This window comes from Luteibacter sp., assembly GCF_009912395.1.
Classification (GTDB): Bacteria; Pseudomonadota; Gammaproteobacteria; order Xanthomonadales; family Rhodanobacteraceae; genus Luteibacter.
On sequence record NZ_WNDO01000018.1, the window covers coordinates 84625 to 103907 of the forward strand.

The following is a 19283-nucleotide window of genomic DNA, read 5'->3' on the forward strand; positions in this document are numbered from 1 at the left end:
ATCATGGCCGATAACGGCGTAGCTACCACGGAAAGCGGCAAGGCCACGCGCATGGACTCGTTGAAGTCCCTCGCGCAGACGCCGGCAGCGCGCCAGTTGTTCATGCTCGCTGGCATCGCCGGCGCGGTCGCCATCGGTATCGCCGCCGTGCTCTGGTCGCGTGCGCCGAACTATGGCCTGCTATACGGCGGGCTGGAACAGAAGGACGCCGCAGCCGTCACGCAGGCGCTGCAAGCGTCGAACACCCCCTACAACCTGAGCCCCGACGGCAGCTCCATCTTCGTACCCGCCGCCGACGTGGCCGGCGTGCGCCTGAAGCTGGCGGGCCAGGGTCTGCCGCAGGGCACGGCCGCGAGCAACATGCCGCAGGCCGATTCGCCGTTCGGCATGAGCGACATGGCCGAGCGCTCGCGCTACCAGTCGATGCTGGAGAGCGACCTTTCCAGCACCATCGCCGGCCTGCAATCGGTGCGCGCGGCGCGCGTGCACCTGGCGATGCCCAAGCCGTCCGCCTTCATCCGTGACAACAAGCCGGCCAGCGCCTCGGTGGTGGTCACGCTGTATCCTGGTCGCCAGCTCGACCAGGGCCAGGTCGCCGCGATCGTGCACCTCGTCGCGGCGAGCGTGCCCGGTCTCGACATCCGCCAGGTCTCGGTCATCGACCAGGGCGGCAACCTGCTCACCGTGAGCGATCCGGATAGCGCACAGGCCATCGGCGACAGCCGCCTGCGCCTGTCCAACCGGATCGAAGCCACGTACACGCAGCGTGTCGAAGACCTGCTGACGCCGCTCGTCGGTGCGGGCAAGGTCCGCGCCCAGGTCTTCGCCGACCTCGATTTCTCGCAGACCGAGAAGGCCAGCGAAACCTTCAACCATGACAACCCGGCGTTGCGCAGCGAGCAGACCAGCAGCGAGACGCGCACGGACCAGGCCAACAACGGCGGCGTGCCGGGTGCGCTGAGCAATCAGCCGCCGAACACCGGCGCGAACGCGACGGCTGCCAACCCGGGCAACGGCAATGCCAAGCCGGGCGCGCAGAACGCCAGCACGCAGGCCAACCAGAATCCGTCGCAGTCTTCGCAGAGCGCCACGCGCAACTACGAGCTGGACCGCACCGTCAGCCACGTGACCGATCCGGCGGGCAAGGTCGCGCGCCTCACCGTCGCGATGGTGGTGGACAACAAGCAGGTGCCGGACAAGGACGGCAAGTCCAAGAGCGTGCCGTTCACGCCCGAGGAGCTGTCGCGCCTGACCGAACTGACCAAGAACGCCGTCGGTTTCAGCACAGCGCGTGGCGATAGCGTCAGCGTCATCAACGAGCCGTTCCACGCCACCGCCGAGGAAGAGCCGCAGGGCACGCCGTTCTGGGAGCGTCCGGGCATGCTCGACCTGATCAAGCAAGGCCTCGGCGTGATGATCGCCCTGGTGCTGGGCTTCTTCGTGCTGCGTCCGATGCTCAAGGGCCTGCTGAAGCCCGCGCAGATGCCGATGACCAATGTCGCCCTGGCTGGCCCCATGCCGACCGTGTCGGTGATGGTGGACGACGACGACATGACGCCCGATCGCGTCACCGCCAGCGTGCAGGCCGCGCAGCTGGGCTCGCCGGCGCTGCTGGCGTACGAACAGAAGGTGGGCCTCGCCAAGCGCATGGCCGCCGAAAACCCGAAACAGATTGCGCAGGTCGTGAAGAGCTGGGTGGCTGACGATGGCGGCTGAGTCGAAAGAGGCCCTGACGGGCGCACAGAAGGCCGCGATCCTGCTGCTCACGCTGGGCGAGGAAGACGCCGCCTCCATCCTCAAGCACCTCGGCGCACGTGACGTGCAGGCCGTGGGTACGGCGATGGCCGCGCTGAAGAACGTCACCAAGGAGCAGGTCGAGTCGGTCCTCACCAAGCTGCAGGAAGACGTCGGCCAGCACACCGCCATCGGCGTGGGCACCGAGGAATACATCCGTCGCATCCTGGTCAACGCGCTGGGCGAGAACAAGGCGGGCGGCCTCATCGACCGCATCCTCCTGGGCCGCAGCAGCAAGGGCCTGGAATCGCTGAAGTGGATGGAGAGCCGTGCCATCGCGGAGATGATCGGCCAGGAGCATCCGCAGATCATCGCGCTGGTGCTCGCCCATCTCGAGCCGGACCAGGCCGCCGAGGTGATCGGCTACCTGCCGGCGCGCACGCGCAGCGACGTGGTGATGCGTATCGCCACGCTCGACGGCGTGCAGCCGCACGCGCTCAACGAACTGGACGAGATCATGGAACGCCAGTTCTCCGGTAACTCCAACAAGCTCAAGTCGGCCAGCGTGGGTGGCCTCAAGGCCGCGGCGGACATCCTCAACGCGATGGAAACCTCGCGCGAAGCCGAGCTGATGTCGTCCATCCGTGGCATCGACAACGGCCTGGGCGAGCGCATCGAAGAACTGATGTTCGTCTTCGATGACCTGGCCGAGATCGACGACCGCAGCATGCAGATCCTGTTGCGCGAAGTGCCGTCGGCCCGTCTCATCACGGCGCTGAAGGGCGCCGATGCGGCCATCCGCGAGAAGATCTTCTCCAACATGTCCAAGCGTGCCGCCGACATGCTGCGCGACGACCTCGAGGTCAAGGGTCCCGTGCGCCTGTCCGAAGTCGACGCCGCGCAGAAGGAAGTGCTCGCCACGGCCCGTCGCCTCGCCGACGCCGGCCAGATCAATCTCGCCGGCGGCGGGGAAGAGTTCGTCTGATGAGCCTTACCTCCATCCTCGCCCGCGAGCGCGTCGAACGTTTCGAGCGTTGGGAGCTGCCCGTCGTCGGCGCGCCCGATCCGGTCGTTGCCGACGAGCCGGAAGACGAAGGTCCGCAGCGCCCCACGGTGGCCGAGATCGAGGCCATCGAACGGCAGGCGCGCGAAGAGGGTTTCAACGCCGGGCTCAACGAGGGCAGGGCGATGGCCAAGCGCGAGCTGACCGCGCAGGTCGCTCGCATCGAGGCGCTGATCGAGGCAGTGCAGCGCCCGTTCGCCGAACTGGACCACGAAGTGGCCGGCGACCTGGCGATGCTCGCCACGGTGATCGCCGAGCGCGTGCTGGGCTACGAGCTTGCCACCCGCCCGGAAAAGATCGTCGAGGTCGTTCGCCAGGCGGTGGACGCGTTGCCGTCGGCCACCCGTCACCTGAAGATCCACCTGCATCCTACCGACGCCGCCATCGTGCGCGACCACCGTTCGTCGCTCGACCACGAAGGTACCGTGGTGGACGATGCGGCACTGGAACGGGGGGATGTCCGCCTGGAAAGCGAACACTCCCGTCTCGACGCCCGCGTGCGCACCCGCCTGGCCGCTGTGGTGGACAGCGTGCTCATGCCGTCCGTGGACGCGGAGGCAGACGAACAGGACGAGACGCCGTGAGCGTCGATTCGCATAACGCGTCGCGCAACGCGCACTGGCGCGAGGCGTTGGCCGCTCAGACGGCGAACGCCTCGCGCGTGCGGCCGTTGCAGGCCGAGGGCAAGTTGCGTCGCGTTGTCGGATTGACCCTGGAAGCGGTGGGCTGCGAGGCACCCGTCGGTGCGCGCTGCATGGTCGCTTCCGCCGATGGCAAACAGCTGGAAACCGAAGTCGTCGGCTTTTCCGATGGCCGGTTGCTTCTGATGCCCACGGGCGAGATGCACGGCGTGCTGCCCAACGCGCGCGTCACACCGGTGGCCGCGGTCTCCGGCGTTCCGGTCGGCGATTCGCTGCTGGGCCGCGTGATCGGCCCGGATGGTGCGCCGCTCGACGGCCAGGGCCCGCTGCTCGCGCGCGACCGGGCACCGCTACGCCGCGACCCGATCAACCCCATGCTACGCCAGCCCATCGACACACCACTCGACGTGGGCGTGCGCGCGATCAACGCCCTGCTCACCGTCGGCCGTGGCCAGCGCATCGGCCTGTTCGCCGGTTCCGGCGTCGGCAAGTCGACGCTGATGGGCATGATGACCCGCTTCACCAACGCCGATGTCGTGGTGGTGGGCCTGATTGGCGAGCGCGGTCGCGAAGTGAAGGAATTCGTCGATCACACGCTGGGCGAGGAAGGTCGTCGTCGTGCGGTAGTGATTGCCGCGCCAGCCGATGCGCCGCCGCTGTCGCGATTGCGCGGCGCCCAGGTGGCGACCGCCGTGGCCGAACATTTCCGTGATGAAGGCAAGCGTGTCCTGCTGCTGATGGATTCATTGACCCGTTACGCGCAGGCGCAGCGCGAGATCGCGCTGGCGATCGGCGAGCCGCCGGCCACCAAGGGCTATCCGCCCTCGGTGTTCGCCATGTTGCCCGCGCTGGTGGAACGTGCCGGCAACGACGCCGAAGGCCGCGGATCGATCACCGCGTTCTATACCGTGCTGACCGAGGGTGACGACTATCGCCACGATCCCATCGCCGACGCAGCGCGCGCGATCCTCGACGGTCATATCGTGCTGTCCCGCGATATGGCGGAGGCCGGTCACTATCCCGCCATCGACATCGAGGCGTCGATCAGCCGTGTGATGCCGGCCGTGGTGGACAAGGAGCACATGCGCGCCGCACAGCGGTTCCGCCAGGTGTATTCCGCCTATCGCCAGCAGCGCGACCTCATTGCCGTGGGCGCGTACCAGAAGGGCAGCGATCCGCGTACCGACGAGGCGATTGCCCTGTATCCCCGCTTGTCGGCCTTCCTCCAGCAGGAAACCGACGTGCCGGTGGATCTCGACGAGGCTCGCCAGGGTCTCGAAAACGTCGCGAGGTCTGACTGATGCCGTCACGTGCCGACCGCCTCCAACCTGTCGTCGAGATCGCCGCCGGCAAGGCCGAAGACGCGACGCGCGCCCTCGCCACGCACCAGCGCGCGCTGGCCGATGCCGAGCACCAACTCGAGGAACTGCGCCGTTATCGCAACGAATACGCCGTGATGCCCGATGGCATCGGCGTGAGCGCGCTGCTCAACCGGCAGCAGTTCCTCCAGAAGATCGACGTGGCGATCGTGCAGCAGATGGGCGAGGTGCAGCGCCGCGAGCGCGCGCTCGACCAGGCGCGGCAGGACTGGGCCGACGCGCGTGGCCGCGCGAAGGCGCTGGATTCGGTCACCACGAAGTACCGCGAGCAGGAACGCAAGTCGCAGGATCGCCGCGAACAGGAACAGGCGGACGAACGGTCTCAGTATCGCCGTCCCCCCAGGATCGAAGGCTGACGCGTCCCCCGTCCGCCCGTCGCCATGCCAGGAACCACCCCATGAACAACGCCAGCCTCGCCCTCAACGCCTCCCGCCCTTCCACGCCGACGAACAACGTATCCTCGTCCGGCCAGGGCGCCAACGACGGTTCGCCGTCCAGTCAGCGCTTCGACACCGCGATGGACGCCGCCCGGGCTGACGCGCACAAGCCGCAGCGCGACGATGCGTCGAAGACGAAGGATCAGGGCGCGACCAAAGGCGCTGCCACGAAGTCGACTGACGCGAAGCCGGCAAAGAAAGCGGACGACGAGACGGCGCGCAAGAGTGACAAGGATGCAACGAAGGATGGTGACACCTCGGTCGCCAACGCCATGCTGGCCTTGATCGGCGCACCGCCGCCGGCACAGGTTGCGGCCGTGAAGCTTCCCGACGCGGCAAGCGAACTCGCCGACAAGGCCATGGCTTCGCTCGACGGTGCGCCCATGTCGCCGCTTGGCGCTGGTGCGGCCGTGGTCACGGGGGCGGAGCAGGGCGTGCTGGGCATGTCGCCCACGGCTGCCGTAGCCGATGCCACGCCCGCGATCGCGGCGCCAATCTTCGGTGCCTTGCTCGCCGCTCAGGGCGGCGATGCTGCGACGGGCAAGGACGATGCCCGCGCGACCGATCCGACGCAAAGCCCCATGCCGGCACTCCAGGCGGCGGGCATGGCACCGGCGGATGGCCAGCTGTTACAGGTGCAGTCCACGCAACCCGCCGCCTCGCCGCAGTTTGCCCAGGAACTGGGCGAGCAGATCGCCTGGATGGGCAGTGGCCAGGTGAAGGAGGCCCGCATCAAGCTGCATCCGGAAGAGCTGGGCAGCATGGATGTTCGCGTGAACATGGATGGTGGCAAGGTCAACGTCGCGATCATCGCGCAGCATCCGGCCGCCGTGCATGCCGTGCAGCAGACACTGTCCCAACTGGACAGCATGCTCGCCCATCACGGCCTGGCGCTTGGTCAGGCCGATGTCGGCCAGCGCCAGCAAGGGCAGGGCGGCGGTGAGGCGTCGTCATCGTCGACTGGCCAGGGTGGTTCGGGCACGGATGCGGACGCCACGTCCACGACCGTGGCGACATCCGCCGTGTCGCGTGGCCTGCTCGACGAAGTCGCCTGACGTCAGTTCGTCGTCGATAGTCAAAATGTCGTCGCACTCGTGACGCTCGCCGTGACGCGAACGGCGTCACAGCACGGCGAAACGGCGGATGTTTATCTCCTTTGAGGATGGCACGCCGCTTGCAATAACACCGGCGGGACAGGCATCGTCCCGTTGTTTTCGTTCCGGTATCGAAGAGGTTTTCCCGCATGGCCGCAGCACCCAAAGAAGCCACCGAAGGCGCCCCTGTCACCAAGAAGAAGGGCAAGGGCAAGCTGTTGCTTGTCGGCGCGCTGGTCGTCCTCGTAGCGGGCGGTGCGGGCGGCTATTTCATGATGAAGGGCGGTCACGGCAAGGCGGGTGAAACGACCACGGCCGATGCGACGCGCTCCAAGCCGGCGGTGTATCTCCAGCTCGACCCGGCCTTTGTCGTGAACTTCCAGGACGAGAACGCCCTGCGTTTCCTCCAGGTGGGCGTCAACGTCATGTCGCACGATCCCGACGCGATCGCCGCCGTGAAGGAAGCTGATCCCGAGATTCGCAACGCCCTCCTGATGCTGTTTTCCGCGCAGGACGTGAAGACCCTTTCCGACGTGAAGGGCAAGCAGAAACTGCAGGCCTCGGCCCTGGCCGAAGTACAGCGCATCCTCAAGGAGAAGATCGGTCGTCCCGGTGTGGACGCGGTCTACTTCACCAGCTTCATCATGCAGTGACGGCAAGGGCCCGGCGATGAGTGACATCCTCACCCAGGAAGAAATCGACGCCCTGCTCGCCGGCGTGGAAGGCGGCTCGGTCGACACCGAGGCCGAGCTTCCGCCGCCGGGCGGCATCATCGATTACGACTTCACTCAGCAGGATCGCATCGTCCGCGGCCGCCTGCCGACGCTGGAAATGGTCAACGACCGCTTCGCCCGCTACTTCCGCACGAACCTGTTCGGCGTGCTGCGCAAGTCTTGCGAGGTGTCGGTGCTTGGCGTGAAGATGACCAAGTTCAACGAGTACGTGCACTCGCTGGCGGTGCCGAGCAACCTCAATCTCGTGCGCATCAAGCCGTTGCGCGGCACGGCGTTGATGGTGTTCGAGCCGCGCCTGGTGTTCACCGTCATCGATAATTTCTTCGGTGGCGACGGTCGATACCATGCCCGCATCGAGGGTCGTGACTTCACGCCGACCGAGAACCGCGTCATTCAGATCGTGCTCCAGGAAGCCTTCGCCGCGATGTGCGAGGCCTGGGCACCGGTATTGAAGATGCAGTTCGAGTTCCTCAATTCCGAGATCAACCCGCAGTTTGCGAACATCGTGAGCCCGACCGAGACCGTGGTGGTGTCGCGTTTTCATATCGAACTGGATGGCGGCGGTGGCGAGATCCACCTCACGCTGCCGTATTCCATGGTCGAGCCCATCCGCGAACTGCTCGACGCGGGCGTGCAGAGCGATCGCGCGGAGCGCGACGAGCGCTGGATCCAGAACCTGCACGAGGAAATTCTCGATGCGGAAGTGGAAGTCACCTCCCTGCTGGCCGAGGCACGGCTGACCATTGGCGACTTCCTGCACCTGCGCAAGGGCGACGTGATTCCGATCAACCTGCCCGACCTGGCGACGGTATTCGCCGAGGACGTGCCGATCTTCCGTGGCCGCATGGCCAACGCCAGCGGCAACAAGGCGGTGCGTTTCGAGTCGCTGCTGCGCCGGAACGCCCAGCGCCAGGGACCGCTGCCTATCGAGCCGCTGACCGAAACGTTGTGACGCGGTAGGAGCGCGCAAGCGCGCTCCTACCGTTCAGCGGCGGAAACGTACGTAGGCGCGCTTGGCCAAGTAGAGCAGGTTGCCTGCGAGGCCCTTGTCCTGCGCCTTCAGCAGCGAGGTGTTCTCGGCGTAGAGCATCTGTATGTGACCGTCGCGCTGCGCGATGAGGCTGCGAATGGTCGCCACGTCGGCCGCGCTCAGCGTATGGCCTTCGGCCAGGTGCTCAGGCAACTGGCGCTTCACGTAATACGTGGTGTGGCGGTCGGCGATCTCTTCTTCCGGCCGGTCCTTCGTATAGAAGTAAAGTGCGATCGAGCGCCGGCTCAGGTCGGCATGCTGAGCGGGCAGGGCGATCGTGTCGAACGCATGCCATGAGCGCTCCGAGGTCTCGAAGATCACGCAGCGATTGAACACCGGCGGCACCGATTGGCGCGGAGTCACCTCCTCGTGCGGATCGCGGAACAGTTCGAGGTTGCCGCCCCAGGCCTGCTCCCACTGCGGATTCAGGTAGATGATCAGGTTCAGGCGACGATGCCAGCGCTCGCTTGGATGGAAGTTGAAGTCCACATGCGGGTCGAGGCTCATGCCGTTGCGGTTTTCGTGGGTGCCCCCACCGAGGTACCACGGGTCGTAGAGCAGCCCGTCGATGCCGGTGAGGCGCCCGATCGCCGCCAGGAACTCCGGGCTCTGGATCGCATCGTCGAGACGTCGATAGGCATCGCCTAGCGAACGCACCTTGTCGAGCGTCGACTTGCCGCCCTGTCGTCCATCGTCACCCACCGTATTGCCCCGTTCGAAGGCCGGAAATTCGGCCAGGAGCTTGCCGATGAACGACGAGTCCAGAAAGTCGTCGATGACCACATGGGGGAATGGGTCGGCACCCAGGAAGGCACGTCGATGATCGTCTGCCGCCGCGAGCACCCGCGGGTTGAGAATGGTGATGCCTGTCTGACCGTCCATGTGTTCCGGAATAAGGTAGGGAGCAAGCCGCTCATTCTATTTCGTGAAGGGGGCGGCGTCCCGTGCTGTCGTCGGGGTGTCGACTGACCGTCACCGCGACTAACTGCCGTCGAGCGTCATCTTTCCGGCGGAGCCTTGAAGGCAGGGCGGAACCGTCAAGGGCTCCCACAGCGTGAAATGGCGCCATGTCGGGCCTGACGGATGCCCGGCGTCGATGGCACGCCGTTTGCTTTCTGGCTGACGTATCCACGCAACGTCACCGGAATGGTCATGAACGAACCCACCCTCAGCCCCGAAACCCAGGACGGTCCCGAAGCCGAAGCGACGCTCGGCGGCCTTGGCAACGAGGTCAATCTCGACGTCATCCTCGACGTGCCGGTCACCATGGCGATGGAAGTGGGTCGCACCAAGATCAGCATCCGCAACCTGCTCCAGCTCAACCAGGGCTCGGTGGTGGAGCTGGATCGCGCGGCGGGCGAACCGCTGGACGTGTTCGTCAACGGCACGCTCGTCGCCCACGGCGAGGTCGTGGTCATCAACGAGAAGTTCGGTATCCGGCTGACCGACGTGATCAGCCCGGCCGAGCGCGTCCGCAAGCTGCGGTGATTCCGATGCGTCGCACTGTCGCCGCCCTTGGCGGCTTCCTTCCCTGCGCCTTGATGGCGGCCCCGGTCGCCCCGCCGGCGGTGGACTCGGGCGCGGAACTGGTTCGCGTGCTGGTCAGCCTGCTCGGCGTCGTGGCGCTCATTTTCTTCGTGGGCTGGCTCAGCCGGCGCGCGCAGGCGCGGGTGCGGCCGGGTGGCCGCAAGATCCGCGTGATCGAATCGATGCCGGTCGGCATCAAGGACCGGGTGATGTTGATCGAGGTCGGTGGCAAGCAATTGCTGGTGGGCGCGTCGCCGGCGGGCGGCCTGCGCACGCTGCACGTGCTCGACACCCCGGTGGTCGACGATGTCGTGCCGCCGCAGGCGCCGACGATCCGCGGTTTTCGCGACGTGCTTGCCCAGTGGAAGCGCCCATGAAGCGCTGGTCGTGGGTCCTCTTCGTCCTTTTCCTGTTCGCGCCGGCGGTGTCGTTTGCCGCCGATCCGCAGGGCATTCCGCTGGTGAACGTGCAGCCGGGCGCCAATGGCGGCCAGCAGTGGTCGCTATCCATCCAGATGCTGGCGCTGATGACGGTGCTCACCGTCCTGCCGGCGATCCTGCTGATGATGACCTCGTTCACTCGCATCGTCATCGTGCTGGGTTTCCTGCGCCAGGCGCTGGGCACCAACAGCACGCCGCCGAACCAGGTGATCCTCGGCCTGTCGCTGTTCCTGACGCTGTTCGTCATGTCGCCGGTGCTCAACAAGGCCTACGACGCCGGCATCAAGCCGTATATGGACGGGCAGATGACCGTGCAGGAGGCCGTGCCACTGGCCGCCGCGCCGTTCCGCCACTTCATGCTCGAACAGACCCGCGAGCCGGACCTGCAGCTGTTCACCCGCCTGGCGGGCGAGGAGCCGTACGCGGACCGTGATTCGGTGCCTTACCGCGTGGCCCTGCCGGCCTTCGTCACCAGCGAGCTGAAGACCGCCTTCCAGATGGGCTTCCTGCTGTTCATCCCGTTCCTCATCATCGACCTGGTGGTGGCCTCGGTGCTGATGTCGATGGGCATGATGATGGTCTCGCCGATGATCATCTCGCTGCCATTCAAGATCATGCTGTTCGTACTCGTCGACGGCTGGACGCTGCTGTTGGGCACCCTAGCGGGAAGCTTCTACCCATGACGCCCGAGTCCGTCATCGGCTTCGGTCAGCAGGCGCTGCACATCGCCATGCTGGTCGGTGCGCCGCTGCTGCTCACCGCGCTGGCGGTGGGCCTGTTGATCGGCATGGTCCAGGCGGCCACGCAGATCAACGAACAGACCCTCAGCTTCATCCCCAAGCTGATCGCGATGGCGCTGGTGATGATCATCACCGGTCCGTGGATGCTGCGCACGCTTGTGGATTTCACCCGCTCGCTGATCGAATCGTTGCCCCAGGCGGTACGTTGATGCCGCTGGACCTCGGCCAGCTCGAGGCATGGGTCGGCAGCGCCTGCTGGGCGATGGCCCGCGTGTCCGGCCTGATGCTGGTGGCGCCGGTGCTCGGTGCGACCACCATCCCGACGCGCATCCGCCTGGGCCTGACGGTGTTGCTGACCATGGTCCTCGCACCGCTGGCGCCGCTCGACCTGCGTCCGCTGTCGGCAGCGGGCGTGGCGACGCTGGCGCAGCAGATCCTCATCGGCGCCGCGCTCGGCTTCGTGCTGAAGCTGGTGTTCGAGGCGGTGTCGTTCGGCGGCCAGTTCGTGTCGCAGGCGATGAGCCTGGGCTTCGCCGAGGTCGTCAACCCCGGCGTCGGCGGCAGCACGCCCGTGCTCAGCCAGTTTTACACCATGATGGTGACCCTGCTGTTCCTCGTGATGAATGGTCACCTTCAGTTGATCGACCTGCTCGCGGAGAGCTTCCGCAGCCTGCCGGTAGGGGAACATGGCATCGGCGCCGAAGGCGTGTGGACCGTGCTGACCTTCGCCACGCATCTGTTCGGCGGTGCGGTGCGCGTGGCCTTGCCCGCGCTCACCTCCGTGCTCGTGGTCAACCTCGGTTTCGGCGCGATCAGCCGTTCCGCGCCTTCGATGAACCTGTTCGCCGTGGGTTTTCCCATCACCATTTGTCTTGGCATGGTCGCCGTCTGGCTGGCCTTGCGTGGCCTGCCCGGCGCCTTCGACGCCTTGCAGAGCGCCGCGTGGGAAACCATGCGCGGCCTGATCGGGAGGTAGGCGTTCGATGAGCGAACAGGCCGACAAGGAAGACCGCACCGAATCGCCCAGTGACAAACGCCTTCGCGAAGCGCGCGAAAAAGGCGAGCTGCCGCGTTCGCGCGACCTGTCCACGGCGGTGGTGGTGCTGGCCGGCGTGGCGACCCTGATCGCCTCGCGCGAACAGATCGCCGTGCATGCGGCGAACATTATGCACGTGGGCCTGCGCTACCAGCGCGACGACCTGCTTGGGCCGGACGGTCTGCGCCACGCGCTGGCCACCGCCGCGCTGGAGGGCCTGAAGCTGCTCGGGCCGCTATTCGTGGTGACCATGGTCGCGGCCATCGCGGCACCCGCACTGATGGGCGGCCTCAATTTCTCGGCCCAGGCGCTGGTGCCGAAGTTCGACCGCCTCGACCCCATCAAGGGCTTCGGCCGGCTGTTCTCCATGAATGGCCTGGTGGAACTGGGCAAGTCGGTGCTCAAGCTACTGCTGATCGGCGGCGCGCTGGTGTGGTTCCTGCGCAAGAGCGTCCAGGACATGTTTGCGGTCGGCAGCGGTCCGGTGAGTGAAGGCATCGCCCGCACCTTCGGCATCCTGGGACAGGCCGCGCTGATCTTCGCCTGCGCGCTGGGCGTCATCGCCCTCGTGGATGCGCCCTGGCAGAAGTACAACTTCATCTCGAAGATGAAGATGACCAAGCAGGAAGTGAAGGACGAGCACAAGGAAAGCGAAGGCTCGCCGGAAATGAAGTCAAAAATCCGTCAGGTCCAGCAGCAGATGGCGCGTCGACGGATGATGCAGGACGTGCCCACCGCCGATGTGATCGTGGCCAATCCGACGCACTTCGCGGTAGCCCTCAAATACGACGAAAACCGCATGGGAGCGCCGCGCGTGGTGGCCAAGGGCGTGGACGTGATCGCCCTGCAGATCCGTGAAATCGGTGGTGGAGCGAAGGTTCCGGTGGTGGAAGCCCCTCCGTTGGCACGAGCCTTGTATCACACGACGGAAATCGGACGCGAAATCCCCGCCGCGCTGTACGTCGCGGTGGCCCAGATCCTGGCCTACGTGTTCCGGTTGAAGCAGGCGATCGCCTCCGGCGATCTCCCGCCCGATCTGCCGACGCAGGACATCGATCCGGAACTGCTCGGTCCTTACCGCATGGATAACTGAAGACATGGCAGCCTCCACGAACCTCATGGGCACCTTCCGCCATATCGGCCGCCGCGGCGTCGCGGCGCCGGTGGCGATGCTGATCATGCTCGGCATGATGATGCTGCCGCTGCCCCCGTTCATGCTGGACCTGCTGTTCACCTTCAACATCGCGTTGTCGCTGGTGATCCTGCTGGCCACGATGTACGTGATGCGGCCGTTGGAACTGGCCTCGTTCCCTACCGTGGTGCTGTTCGCCACCTTGCTTCGCCTGGCGCTCAACATCGCCTCCACCCGCGTGGTGCTGCTGCACGGCCATAACGGCCCGGGCGCGGCCGGCAAGGTGATCGAGGCCTTCGCCGAGTTCGTCATCGGCGGCAACTTCGCGGTGGGCTTCGTGGTGTTCGCGATCCTCACCATCATCAACTTCGTGGTGGTGACCAAGGGCGCCACCCGCGTGTCCGAAGTGACCGCGCGCTTCACCCTCGACGCGATGCCCGGCAAGCAGATGGCCATCGACGCCGACCTCAACGCCGGCCTGCTCACCCAGGAACAGGCGCGCGAGCGCCGCCAGGAAGTGCGCGAGGAAGCCGACTTCTACGGTTCGATGGACGGTGCCTCCAAGTTCGTGCGCGGCGACGCCACGGCGGGCATCCTGATCCTTGTGATCAACATGCTGGGCGGTTTCTTCATCGGCATGTTGCAGCATGGCCTTTCGGCCTCCGAAGCCGCGCGCACCTACACCCTGCTGACCATCGGCGACGGCCTCGTCGCCCAGGTGCCGGGCCTGATGCTCTCGATCGCCACGGCGGTGATCGTCACCCGCGTGTCCAAGTCGCAGGAGATGGGCAAGCAGGTGATGGGCCAGCTGTTCGGCCAGCCGAAGGCGCTGGCCGTCGCGGCGGCCGTGCTCGGCACGATGGGCCTGATCCCGGGCATGCCGAACATCCCGTTCCTGATCCTCGCCGCGGTCGCCGGTTTCGGCGCGTGGAAGCTGCAGCGCCTGCGCGACGGCGTGGTCGCTGGCGCGACGCCTGCCGCTGCCCCGGGCACCGACCTCGCCCTGGAATCCACGCCGCCGGCCGAGCGCCTGGAGCTGTCGTGGGAAGACGTGGCCCAGGTCGACACCATCGGCCTGGAAGTCGGTTATCGCCTGATCCCGCTGGTGGACAAGGCACAGGGCGGCGAGCTGATGGCGCGGATCAAGTCCGTGCGCCGCAAGCTCTCGCAGGAGCTGGGCTTCCTGGTGCCGTCGGTGCATATTCGTGACAACCTCGACCTGGCGCCGCACGGTTACCGCATCTCGCTGATGGGCGTGCCCATGGGCGAGGCCGAGATTCACACCGAGCGCATGCTTGCGATCGATCCGGGCCGCGTGCACGGCACGATCAACGGCATCGCCACGCGCGACCCGGCCTTCGGCCTCGACGCGGTATGGATCGAGCCGGGCCTGCGCGAGCACGCCCAGACCCTCGGCTACACGGTGGTGGACCCGGCCACGGTGATCGCCACCCACCTGTCGCATATCCTGCAGAACCACGCCCACGAACTCATCGGCCACCAGGACGTCCAGCAGTTGCTCGACCGTCTCGCGCAGCAGACGCCGAAGCTGGTGGAAGACCTGGTGCCCAAGCGCCTGTCACTCGGCGCCATCGTCAAGGTGCTGCAGAACCTGCTCGCCGAGCGCGTGCCCATCCGCAACTTCCGCGGCATCGTCGAATCCTTGGCGGAGCACGCGGGCCAGAGCCAGGATCCTGGCGTGCTCGCCGCCGCCGTGCGCGTCACCCTCGGTCGCCAGATCGTCCAGGAGATCGCCGGTCTGGGCACCGAGATTCCCGTCATTACTTTGGCGCCGGATCTGGAGCAGATCCTCCTGCAATCGCTGCAAGGCGGCGGACCGGCGGGTGCGGCGGTGGAGCCGGGCCTGGCCGACCGGCTCCAGCAGAGCGTCGCCGACGCCACCCGGCGCCAGGAAGCGGCGGGCGAACCGGCCGTCTTGCTGGTTTCGCCGGCGCTTCGCCCCTGGTTGGCACGCTTCACGCGTCATGTGGCCCAAAACCTGCATGTACTCGCGTACACCGAGGTCCCGGACAACCGGCGCGTCAAGCTGGTGACGGCCCTCGGGCGCTAGGCAATGAGACACCGTTCGCCGATTCGGCGGGCGGACGGAACGAACATGGTGGTGTCCTCGAACCTGGGCGCCGCGCGACGTAAGACAGGATCGAACGCATGAAAATCAAACGATTCGTTGCTCCCGACATGCGCCAGGCCATGCGCCAGGTGCGCGACGAGCAGGGTCCGGACGCCGTGATCCTATCCACGCGCCGCATGGACGACGGCATCGAGATCATCGCCGCGCTCGACTACGACGAGGCCCTGGTCCGCGAGGCCGGCTTCGCCTTCGACGCGCCGGCCGACAAGCCTGCCTCGGAGGTCGCACCGATCCGCGCCGTGCGCGACGACCGCGAGGCCGAACGCGCCGCCCGCATCGATCAGGCCCGCGCCGCCACGGCCGCCGCCGTCGAGCGCGCGACCAAGGCGCCGGTCGGCAACGCGCCGCAGCGCCAGTCCAGCGCCGCGCTGGCCGCCAGCGTCGCCGACGTGGTGCGCGCCGCCACGGTCAACCCGCAGAACGACGTGGCCGTGAACGGCATGCGCGCCGAGATCAACCACCTGCGCGAGATGCTGGAAGTGCAGCTTTCGGCGCTGGCCTGGAACCAGATGGACCGCGAGCAGCCGCTGCGCGCCCGCGTGCTGCGCGAGATGACCCGCCTGGGCATTGATGGTGACGTGGCCCGCGCGCTGTGCGCCGAGCTGCCGGCCGACATGACGGTGGAGCAGGCGCGCTACCTGCCACTGGGCCTGCTCGCCCGCAACATCCGCACCACCGGTCGCGACTTCGAGGTGGTGAGCGGCGGTATCACTGCGCTAGTGGGTACCACCGGCGTGGGCAAGACCACCACCATCGCCAAGCTGGCGGCCCGCGCGGTGATGCGCCATGGCGCGGCCAGCGTGGCCCTGGTGAGCGCCGACCAGTACCGCATCGGCGCGGGCGCCCAGTTGGAGCACTACGCGCGCCTGCTCGGCGTGCGCGTGTTCAACGCCAACGACGCCACCAGCCTGCGTAACGCGCTGCTCCAGCTGCGCGGCAAGCGCACCGTGCTGGTCGACACCGCCGGCCTGGCCGGCAACGACCCACGCCTGCAGCAGCAGTTCGACACCCTGCGCGCCATGACCGACGTGCGCACCTGCCTGGTGCTGGCCGCCAACGCCCAGTCCCAGGCGATCGACGACGCCATCCGCACCTACGCCCCCTTGCGTCCGCAGAGCGCCATCCTCACCAAGCTGGACGAGGCGCCGCTGGTCGGCGGCGCCCTGTCCGCGGTGATCCGCCACGGCCTGCCGCTGGATTACACCACCGACGGCCAGCGCGTCCCCGAGGACATCGCCTCGGCGGACTCGCGCAAACTGGTCTGTCTTGCCGCCCAGCGGGTCAAGCAGCGCACGGACGAGCCCGACGCCGCCATACTTGCCGATCGGTTCGGCATGCCGGCGACGGCGACAGCATGACCCGGACGATAAATCCCGTGACCACGGCACCCGCAAACGCATACTCTTTCCCGGCAGCGAATTCCTTCATGAGCACACACGTCGACAACACCCAGGCCGCCGGACTCGAATGGTTGTCCGACCGTCGCCCCACCCGCAGCATCGCGATCGCGGGCGGCAAGGGCGGTGTCGGCAAGACCACGGTGGCGGTCAACCTCGGCATGGCCCTGGCGATGGGCGGCCGTGACGTGCTGCTGCTCGACGCCGACCTGGGCATGGCCAACATCGACGTGCTGCTCGGCCTCCAGCCGGTGCGCCACCTGGGCCACATGCTCGAAGGCGCCTGCCGCATCGAGGACCTGGTGCTCAACGCCGCCCACGGCCTCAAGGTGATCCCGGCCACCTCGGGCACCCGCCGTATGGCCCAGTTGCCCAACATCGAGCACGCCGCGGTGATCCGCGCGTTCGACGAATACCCGTTGGCCCCCGAATACCTCATCGTCGACACCGCCGCCGGCATTTCCGACAGCGTGTCGATGTTCGCCGCCGCCTCGGACGAGGTGGTGATCGTGGTCTGCGACGAGCCGGCCTCCCTGACCGACGCCTATGCGCTGATCAAGGTGCTGTCCCGCGAATTCGCGGTGCATCGTTTCCGCATCGTCGCCAACATGGTTCGCCATGCCCAGGAGGGCAAGGCGTTGTTCGAGAAGCTGTCCCGGGTGACCAGCCGGTTCCTCGATGTATCACTCGACTTCATGGGCATGGTCCCGCATGACGAGTACCTCCGCCAGGCCATCCGCCGCCAGTCGGCGGTGGTCGACGCCTGGCCGAGCAGCCGTTCCGCGGTCGGATTCAAGAATCTGGCCAGGTCGGTCGATACATGGGGTGAACCCGAAACCCGGGCACAGGGACGGATCGGCTTTTTCGCCGAGCGTTCCCACTTGGGAGGAGGGCTGCCGTTGTGAGCGTGGCGAGCGAATACCTTGAAATCACTCGTGTTCCCGCGGACCAACTGGTAAAGACCCACGCGCCGCTGGTGCGCCGTATCGCCTATCACCTGATGGGCAGGCTGCCGCCGAGCGTGGATGCGAACGACCTCATGCAGGCCGGGATGATCGGACTGCTCGAGGCCGCGAGGAATTATTCGCCGACTCGCGCGGCCAGCTTCGAAACCTATGCGGGCATCCGCATACGTGGCGCCATGCTGGACGAACTGCGCAAGACGGACTGGACCCCGCGCTCCGTCCATCGGAAGTTGCGCGAGGTCGCGGAGGTGACGAGGCAGATCGAAAACGAGACGGGTGGCGACGCCGACGACGCGGAAGTGATGAAGCGGCTGGGCATCGACGCCATGGAATACAACCAGATCCTGGCCGACGCGGCGAGCGCGCGGTTGCTGAGCCTGACGGCGCCCGAGGGCGACGAGGGCGCGGCGATCGACGTGGCCGACACGGACGCCGCCGGACCGGAAGGTACGTTCGAGCAGGACGGCATGCGCGAAGCGCTGGCCCAGTCCATCGACGGCCTGCCGGAACGCGAAAAGCTGGTGATGTCGCTGTACTACGATGAAGAGCTCAACCTGAAGGAAATCGGTGCGGTGCTGGGCGTGAGCGAGTCGCGGGTGTGCCAGATCCATGGCCAGGCCCTGATCCGCCTCCGTGCACGCATATCGGGTTGGAAAGAAAAACATTGACGGCATCCGGGTGCCGTCGCCGGATAAGAAACGCGCAGGGTCAGGCGGAGAGACGTTTTGGACAAGAACATGAAAATCCTCGTGGTGGACGATTTCTCCACCATGCGGCGCATCGTCAGGAACCTGCTGGTGGAGCTGGGCTTCACCAACGGCCTGATCCAGGAGGCCGAGGACGGCAACGCCGCGCTGGCGCTGCTTCGCTCGCAGTCGTTCGACCTGGTGGTCACCGACTGGAACATGCCGAACATGACCGGCATCGAGTTGCTTCGCGCCATCCGTGCCGACGCGGCGCTGAAGGCGCTGCCGGTGCTGATGGTCACGGCGGAGAACAACCGCGACCAGATCATCGCCGCCGCGCAGAGCGGCGTGAACGGCTACGTGGTCAAGCCGTTCACCGCGGTCACGCTGAAGGAAAAACTCGACAAGATCTTCGAACGCCTCGCTGCGGCGGCAGGCTAAGGACACCGCATGAACTCCACGATTTCCGCTGGCCAAGATGTCGCCCCCGAGCTGCGTGAACTGCTCGACGCCGACGATTCCGCCGCCTTCGAACAGGCGCTCGACCGCCTGATCCGCAGCCGCGAGCAGCACATCTTCCTCGCCCTGGGTCACCTGGCGCGCGACCTGCACGAGTCGGCCCGCCGCCTCGCCGTCGACATCTCGCACGACGGCAACCCGGGCAACATGAGCGACGCCCGCAAGCACCTGCTCGACGTGCTGGAAATGAGCTCGCAGGCAGCGCATCGCACCCTCGATTTCAGTGAAAAGCTGCGTCCGCAGGCGCAGTCCCTGGCCAAGCAGGCCGACGAAGTACTCGTGCTCGACCCGGCCGACCCGGCGTTCGCCTCGAACGCGCGTGCGCTCGCCGTGCGCGTGGGCGACTTCGCGCAGAGCGCCGACATCGGCCTGGGCGAGATGGTGGAAGCCCAGTCGTGGCAGGACCTCTCCGGCCAGCGCGTGGCGCGTGTCGAAGCCTTCATGGCCAAGGTCGAGTCGTCGCTGGTGGAACTGGTGCGCCTGACCGGCTCGCTGGCCGGCGGCGCGGCTCCGGCCGCGGACAAGGTCAGCCAGGACGAAGTGGATCGCCTGCTCAGCGAATTCGGTTTCTGAGCGC

Annotated in this window: 21 protein-coding genes; 20 read left to right on the plus strand and 1 reads right to left on the minus strand. The window is 66.8% G+C overall.

Annotated features, from left to right (window positions below; all coding sequences use genetic code 11):
- Nucleotides 1-3: 3 nt before the first annotated feature.
- The 8 genes from fliF (at nt 4) to fliM (ending at nt 8034) form a co-directional block, all read left to right on the plus strand.
- Nucleotides 4-1716: a flagellar basal-body MS-ring/collar protein FliF gene (fliF, locus tag GAK28_RS16375; RefSeq protein ID WP_291781495.1), complete on the plus strand. Its 1713-nt coding sequence runs from the start codon at nt 4-6 to the stop codon at nt 1714-1716.
- Nucleotides 1717-1729: 13 nt separating this feature from the next.
- The gene (gene fliG / locus GAK28_RS16380; RefSeq protein ID WP_291781580.1) at nt 1730-2719 is read left to right on the plus strand and encodes a flagellar motor switch protein FliG; all 990 of its coding nucleotides are present in this window, start codon (nt 1730-1732) and stop codon (nt 2717-2719) included.
- Nucleotides 2719-3381, plus strand: coding sequence for a flagellar assembly protein FliH (locus GAK28_RS16385; protein WP_291781498.1), 663 nt, complete (start codon nt 2719-2721; stop codon nt 3379-3381). Before fliG ends, GAK28_RS16385 begins: the two co-directional genes overlap by 1 nt.
- Entirely contained in the window at nt 3378-4739 is a 1362-nt protein-coding gene (gene fliI, locus GAK28_RS16390) for a flagellar protein export ATPase FliI (protein WP_291781501.1), read from the plus strand. Before GAK28_RS16385 ends, fliI begins: the two co-directional genes overlap by 4 nt.
- A complete protein-coding gene (gene fliJ, locus GAK28_RS16395) occupies nt 4739-5173 on the plus strand; it encodes a flagellar export protein FliJ (protein WP_291781504.1) in 435 nt (144 codons plus the stop codon). The genes fliI and fliJ overlap by 1 nt, the downstream gene beginning before the upstream one ends.
- 41 nt (nt 5174-5214) lie before the next feature.
- Nucleotides 5215-6309 (plus strand): flagellar hook-length control protein FliK, encoded by a 1095-nt coding sequence (locus tag GAK28_RS16400; protein ID WP_291781506.1) that lies wholly within the window; start codon nt 5215-5217, stop codon nt 6307-6309.
- 188 nt (nt 6310-6497) lie between these two features.
- Nucleotides 6498-7001 carry a flagellar basal body-associated FliL family protein gene (locus GAK28_RS16405; RefSeq protein WP_291781508.1) on the plus strand — a complete coding sequence of 168 codons (504 nt, stop codon included), beginning with the start codon at nt 6498-6500 and terminating at the stop codon, nt 6999-7001.
- A 16-nt stretch (nt 7002-7017) separates the two neighbouring features.
- Nucleotides 7018-8034: a flagellar motor switch protein FliM gene (fliM, locus tag GAK28_RS16410; RefSeq protein ID WP_291781509.1), complete on the plus strand. Its 1017-nt coding sequence runs from the start codon at nt 7018-7020 to the stop codon at nt 8032-8034.
- A 33-nt stretch (nt 8035-8067) separates the two neighbouring features.
- Here fliM and GAK28_RS16415 read toward each other — a convergent pair whose 3' ends face one another.
- A complete protein-coding gene (locus tag GAK28_RS16415) occupies nt 8068-8994 on the minus strand; it encodes a 2OG-Fe(II) oxygenase (protein WP_291781511.1) in 927 nt (308 codons plus the stop codon).
- A gap of 270 nt (nt 8995-9264) precedes the next feature.
- Between GAK28_RS16415 and fliN the strand changes: the two genes are divergently transcribed.
- The 12 genes from fliN to GAK28_RS16475 all read left to right on the plus strand — a co-directional run bounded on the left by fliN (nt 9265) and on the right by GAK28_RS16475 (nt 19279).
- On the plus strand, nt 9265-9600 hold the full coding sequence (fliN, locus tag GAK28_RS16420) for a flagellar motor switch protein FliN (protein ID WP_291781513.1): 336 nt from the start codon (nt 9265-9267) through the stop codon (nt 9598-9600).
- A gap of 5 nt (nt 9601-9605) precedes the next feature.
- The gene (fliO, locus tag GAK28_RS16425) at nt 9606-10016 is read left to right on the plus strand and encodes a flagellar biosynthetic protein FliO (protein WP_291781516.1); all 411 of its coding nucleotides are present in this window, start codon (nt 9606-9608) and stop codon (nt 10014-10016) included.
- Nucleotides 10013-10762: a flagellar type III secretion system pore protein FliP gene (fliP, locus tag GAK28_RS16430; RefSeq protein WP_291781518.1), complete on the plus strand. Its 750-nt coding sequence runs from the start codon at nt 10013-10015 to the stop codon at nt 10760-10762. The genes fliO and fliP overlap by 4 nt, the downstream gene beginning before the upstream one ends.
- Nucleotides 10759-11028, plus strand: a complete 270-nt coding sequence (fliQ, locus tag GAK28_RS16435) for a flagellar biosynthesis protein FliQ (protein ID WP_291781521.1) — start codon at nt 10759-10761, stop codon at nt 11026-11028. The genes fliP and fliQ overlap by 4 nt, the downstream gene beginning before the upstream one ends.
- A complete protein-coding gene (gene fliR / locus GAK28_RS16440) occupies nt 11028-11795 on the plus strand; it encodes a flagellar biosynthetic protein FliR (protein ID WP_291781524.1) in 768 nt (255 codons plus the stop codon). Before fliQ ends, fliR begins: the two co-directional genes overlap by 1 nt.
- Nucleotides 11796-11802: 7 nt before the next feature.
- Nucleotides 11803-12948 carry a flagellar biosynthesis protein FlhB gene (flhB, locus tag GAK28_RS16445; protein WP_291781527.1) on the plus strand — a complete coding sequence of 382 codons (1146 nt, stop codon included), beginning with the start codon at nt 11803-11805 and terminating at the stop codon, nt 12946-12948.
- Nucleotides 12949-12952: 4 nt separating this feature from the next.
- Nucleotides 12953-15058, plus strand: coding sequence for a flagellar biosynthesis protein FlhA (flhA, locus tag GAK28_RS16450; protein ID WP_291781531.1), 2106 nt, complete (start codon nt 12953-12955; stop codon nt 15056-15058).
- A gap of 98 nt (nt 15059-15156) precedes the next feature.
- Complete coding sequence (gene flhF, locus GAK28_RS16455) at nt 15157-16497, plus strand: flagellar biosynthesis protein FlhF (protein WP_291781534.1); 1341 nt, start codon at nt 15157-15159, stop codon at nt 16495-16497.
- A gap of 68 nt (nt 16498-16565) precedes the next feature.
- Entirely contained in the window at nt 16566-17441 is an 876-nt protein-coding gene (locus GAK28_RS16460) for a MinD/ParA family protein (RefSeq protein WP_291781536.1), read from the plus strand.
- Entirely contained in the window at nt 17438-18169 is a 732-nt protein-coding gene (locus GAK28_RS16465) for an RNA polymerase sigma factor FliA (RefSeq protein WP_291781539.1), read from the plus strand. The genes GAK28_RS16460 and GAK28_RS16465 overlap by 4 nt, the downstream gene beginning before the upstream one ends.
- A gap of 57 nt (nt 18170-18226) precedes the next feature.
- A complete protein-coding gene (cheY, locus tag GAK28_RS16470) occupies nt 18227-18628 on the plus strand; it encodes a chemotaxis response regulator CheY (RefSeq protein WP_291781543.1) in 402 nt (133 codons plus the stop codon).
- Nucleotides 18629-18637: 9 nt separating this feature from the next.
- Nucleotides 18638-19279, plus strand: coding sequence for a protein phosphatase CheZ (locus tag GAK28_RS16475; RefSeq protein ID WP_291781546.1), 642 nt, complete (start codon nt 18638-18640; stop codon nt 19277-19279).
- Nucleotides 19280-19283 lie beyond the last annotated feature (4 nt).

Excerpts from the sequence above, each read along its gene's own strand:
- GAK28_RS16385 (WP_291781498.1), top strand. The coding sequence starts at position 2,719 with ATGAGCCTTACCTCCATCCTCGCCCGCGAGCGCGTCGAACGTTTCGAG.
- fliF (WP_291781495.1), top strand. The coding sequence starts at position 4 with ATGGCCGATAACGGCGTAGCTACCACGGAAAGCGGCAAGGCCACGCGC.
- fliN (WP_291781513.1), top strand. The coding sequence starts at position 9,265 with ATGAACGAACCCACCCTCAGCCCCGAAACCCAGGACGGTCCCGAAGCC.
- flhA (WP_291781531.1), top strand. The coding sequence starts at position 12,953 with ATGGCAGCCTCCACGAACCTCATGGGCACCTTCCGCCATATCGGCCGC.
- fliO (WP_291781516.1), top strand. The coding sequence starts at position 9,606 with ATGCGTCGCACTGTCGCCGCCCTTGGCGGCTTCCTTCCCTGCGCCTTG.
- flhB (WP_291781527.1), top strand. The coding sequence starts at position 11,803 with ATGAGCGAACAGGCCGACAAGGAAGACCGCACCGAATCGCCCAGTGAC.
- fliM (WP_291781509.1), top strand. The coding sequence starts at position 7,018 with ATGAGTGACATCCTCACCCAGGAAGAAATCGACGCCCTGCTCGCCGGC.
- GAK28_RS16475 (WP_291781546.1), top strand. The coding sequence starts at position 18,638 with ATGAACTCCACGATTTCCGCTGGCCAAGATGTCGCCCCCGAGCTGCGT.
- GAK28_RS16405 (WP_291781508.1), top strand. The coding sequence starts at position 6,498 with ATGGCCGCAGCACCCAAAGAAGCCACCGAAGGCGCCCCTGTCACCAAG.
- flhF (WP_291781534.1), top strand. The coding sequence starts at position 15,157 with ATGAAAATCAAACGATTCGTTGCTCCCGACATGCGCCAGGCCATGCGC.
- fliR (WP_291781524.1), top strand. The coding sequence starts at position 11,028 with ATGCCGCTGGACCTCGGCCAGCTCGAGGCATGGGTCGGCAGCGCCTGC.
- fliP (WP_291781518.1), top strand. The coding sequence starts at position 10,013 with ATGAAGCGCTGGTCGTGGGTCCTCTTCGTCCTTTTCCTGTTCGCGCCG.
- fliJ (WP_291781504.1), top strand. The coding sequence starts at position 4,739 with ATGCCGTCACGTGCCGACCGCCTCCAACCTGTCGTCGAGATCGCCGCC.
- GAK28_RS16460 (WP_291781536.1), top strand. The coding sequence starts at position 16,566 with ATGAGCACACACGTCGACAACACCCAGGCCGCCGGACTCGAATGGTTG.
- fliQ (WP_291781521.1), top strand. The coding sequence starts at position 10,759 with ATGACGCCCGAGTCCGTCATCGGCTTCGGTCAGCAGGCGCTGCACATC.
- GAK28_RS16400 (WP_291781506.1), top strand. The coding sequence starts at position 5,215 with ATGAACAACGCCAGCCTCGCCCTCAACGCCTCCCGCCCTTCCACGCCG.
- GAK28_RS16415 (WP_291781511.1), bottom strand. The coding sequence starts at position 8,994 with ATGGACGGTCAGACAGGCATCACCATTCTCAACCCGCGGGTGCTCGCG.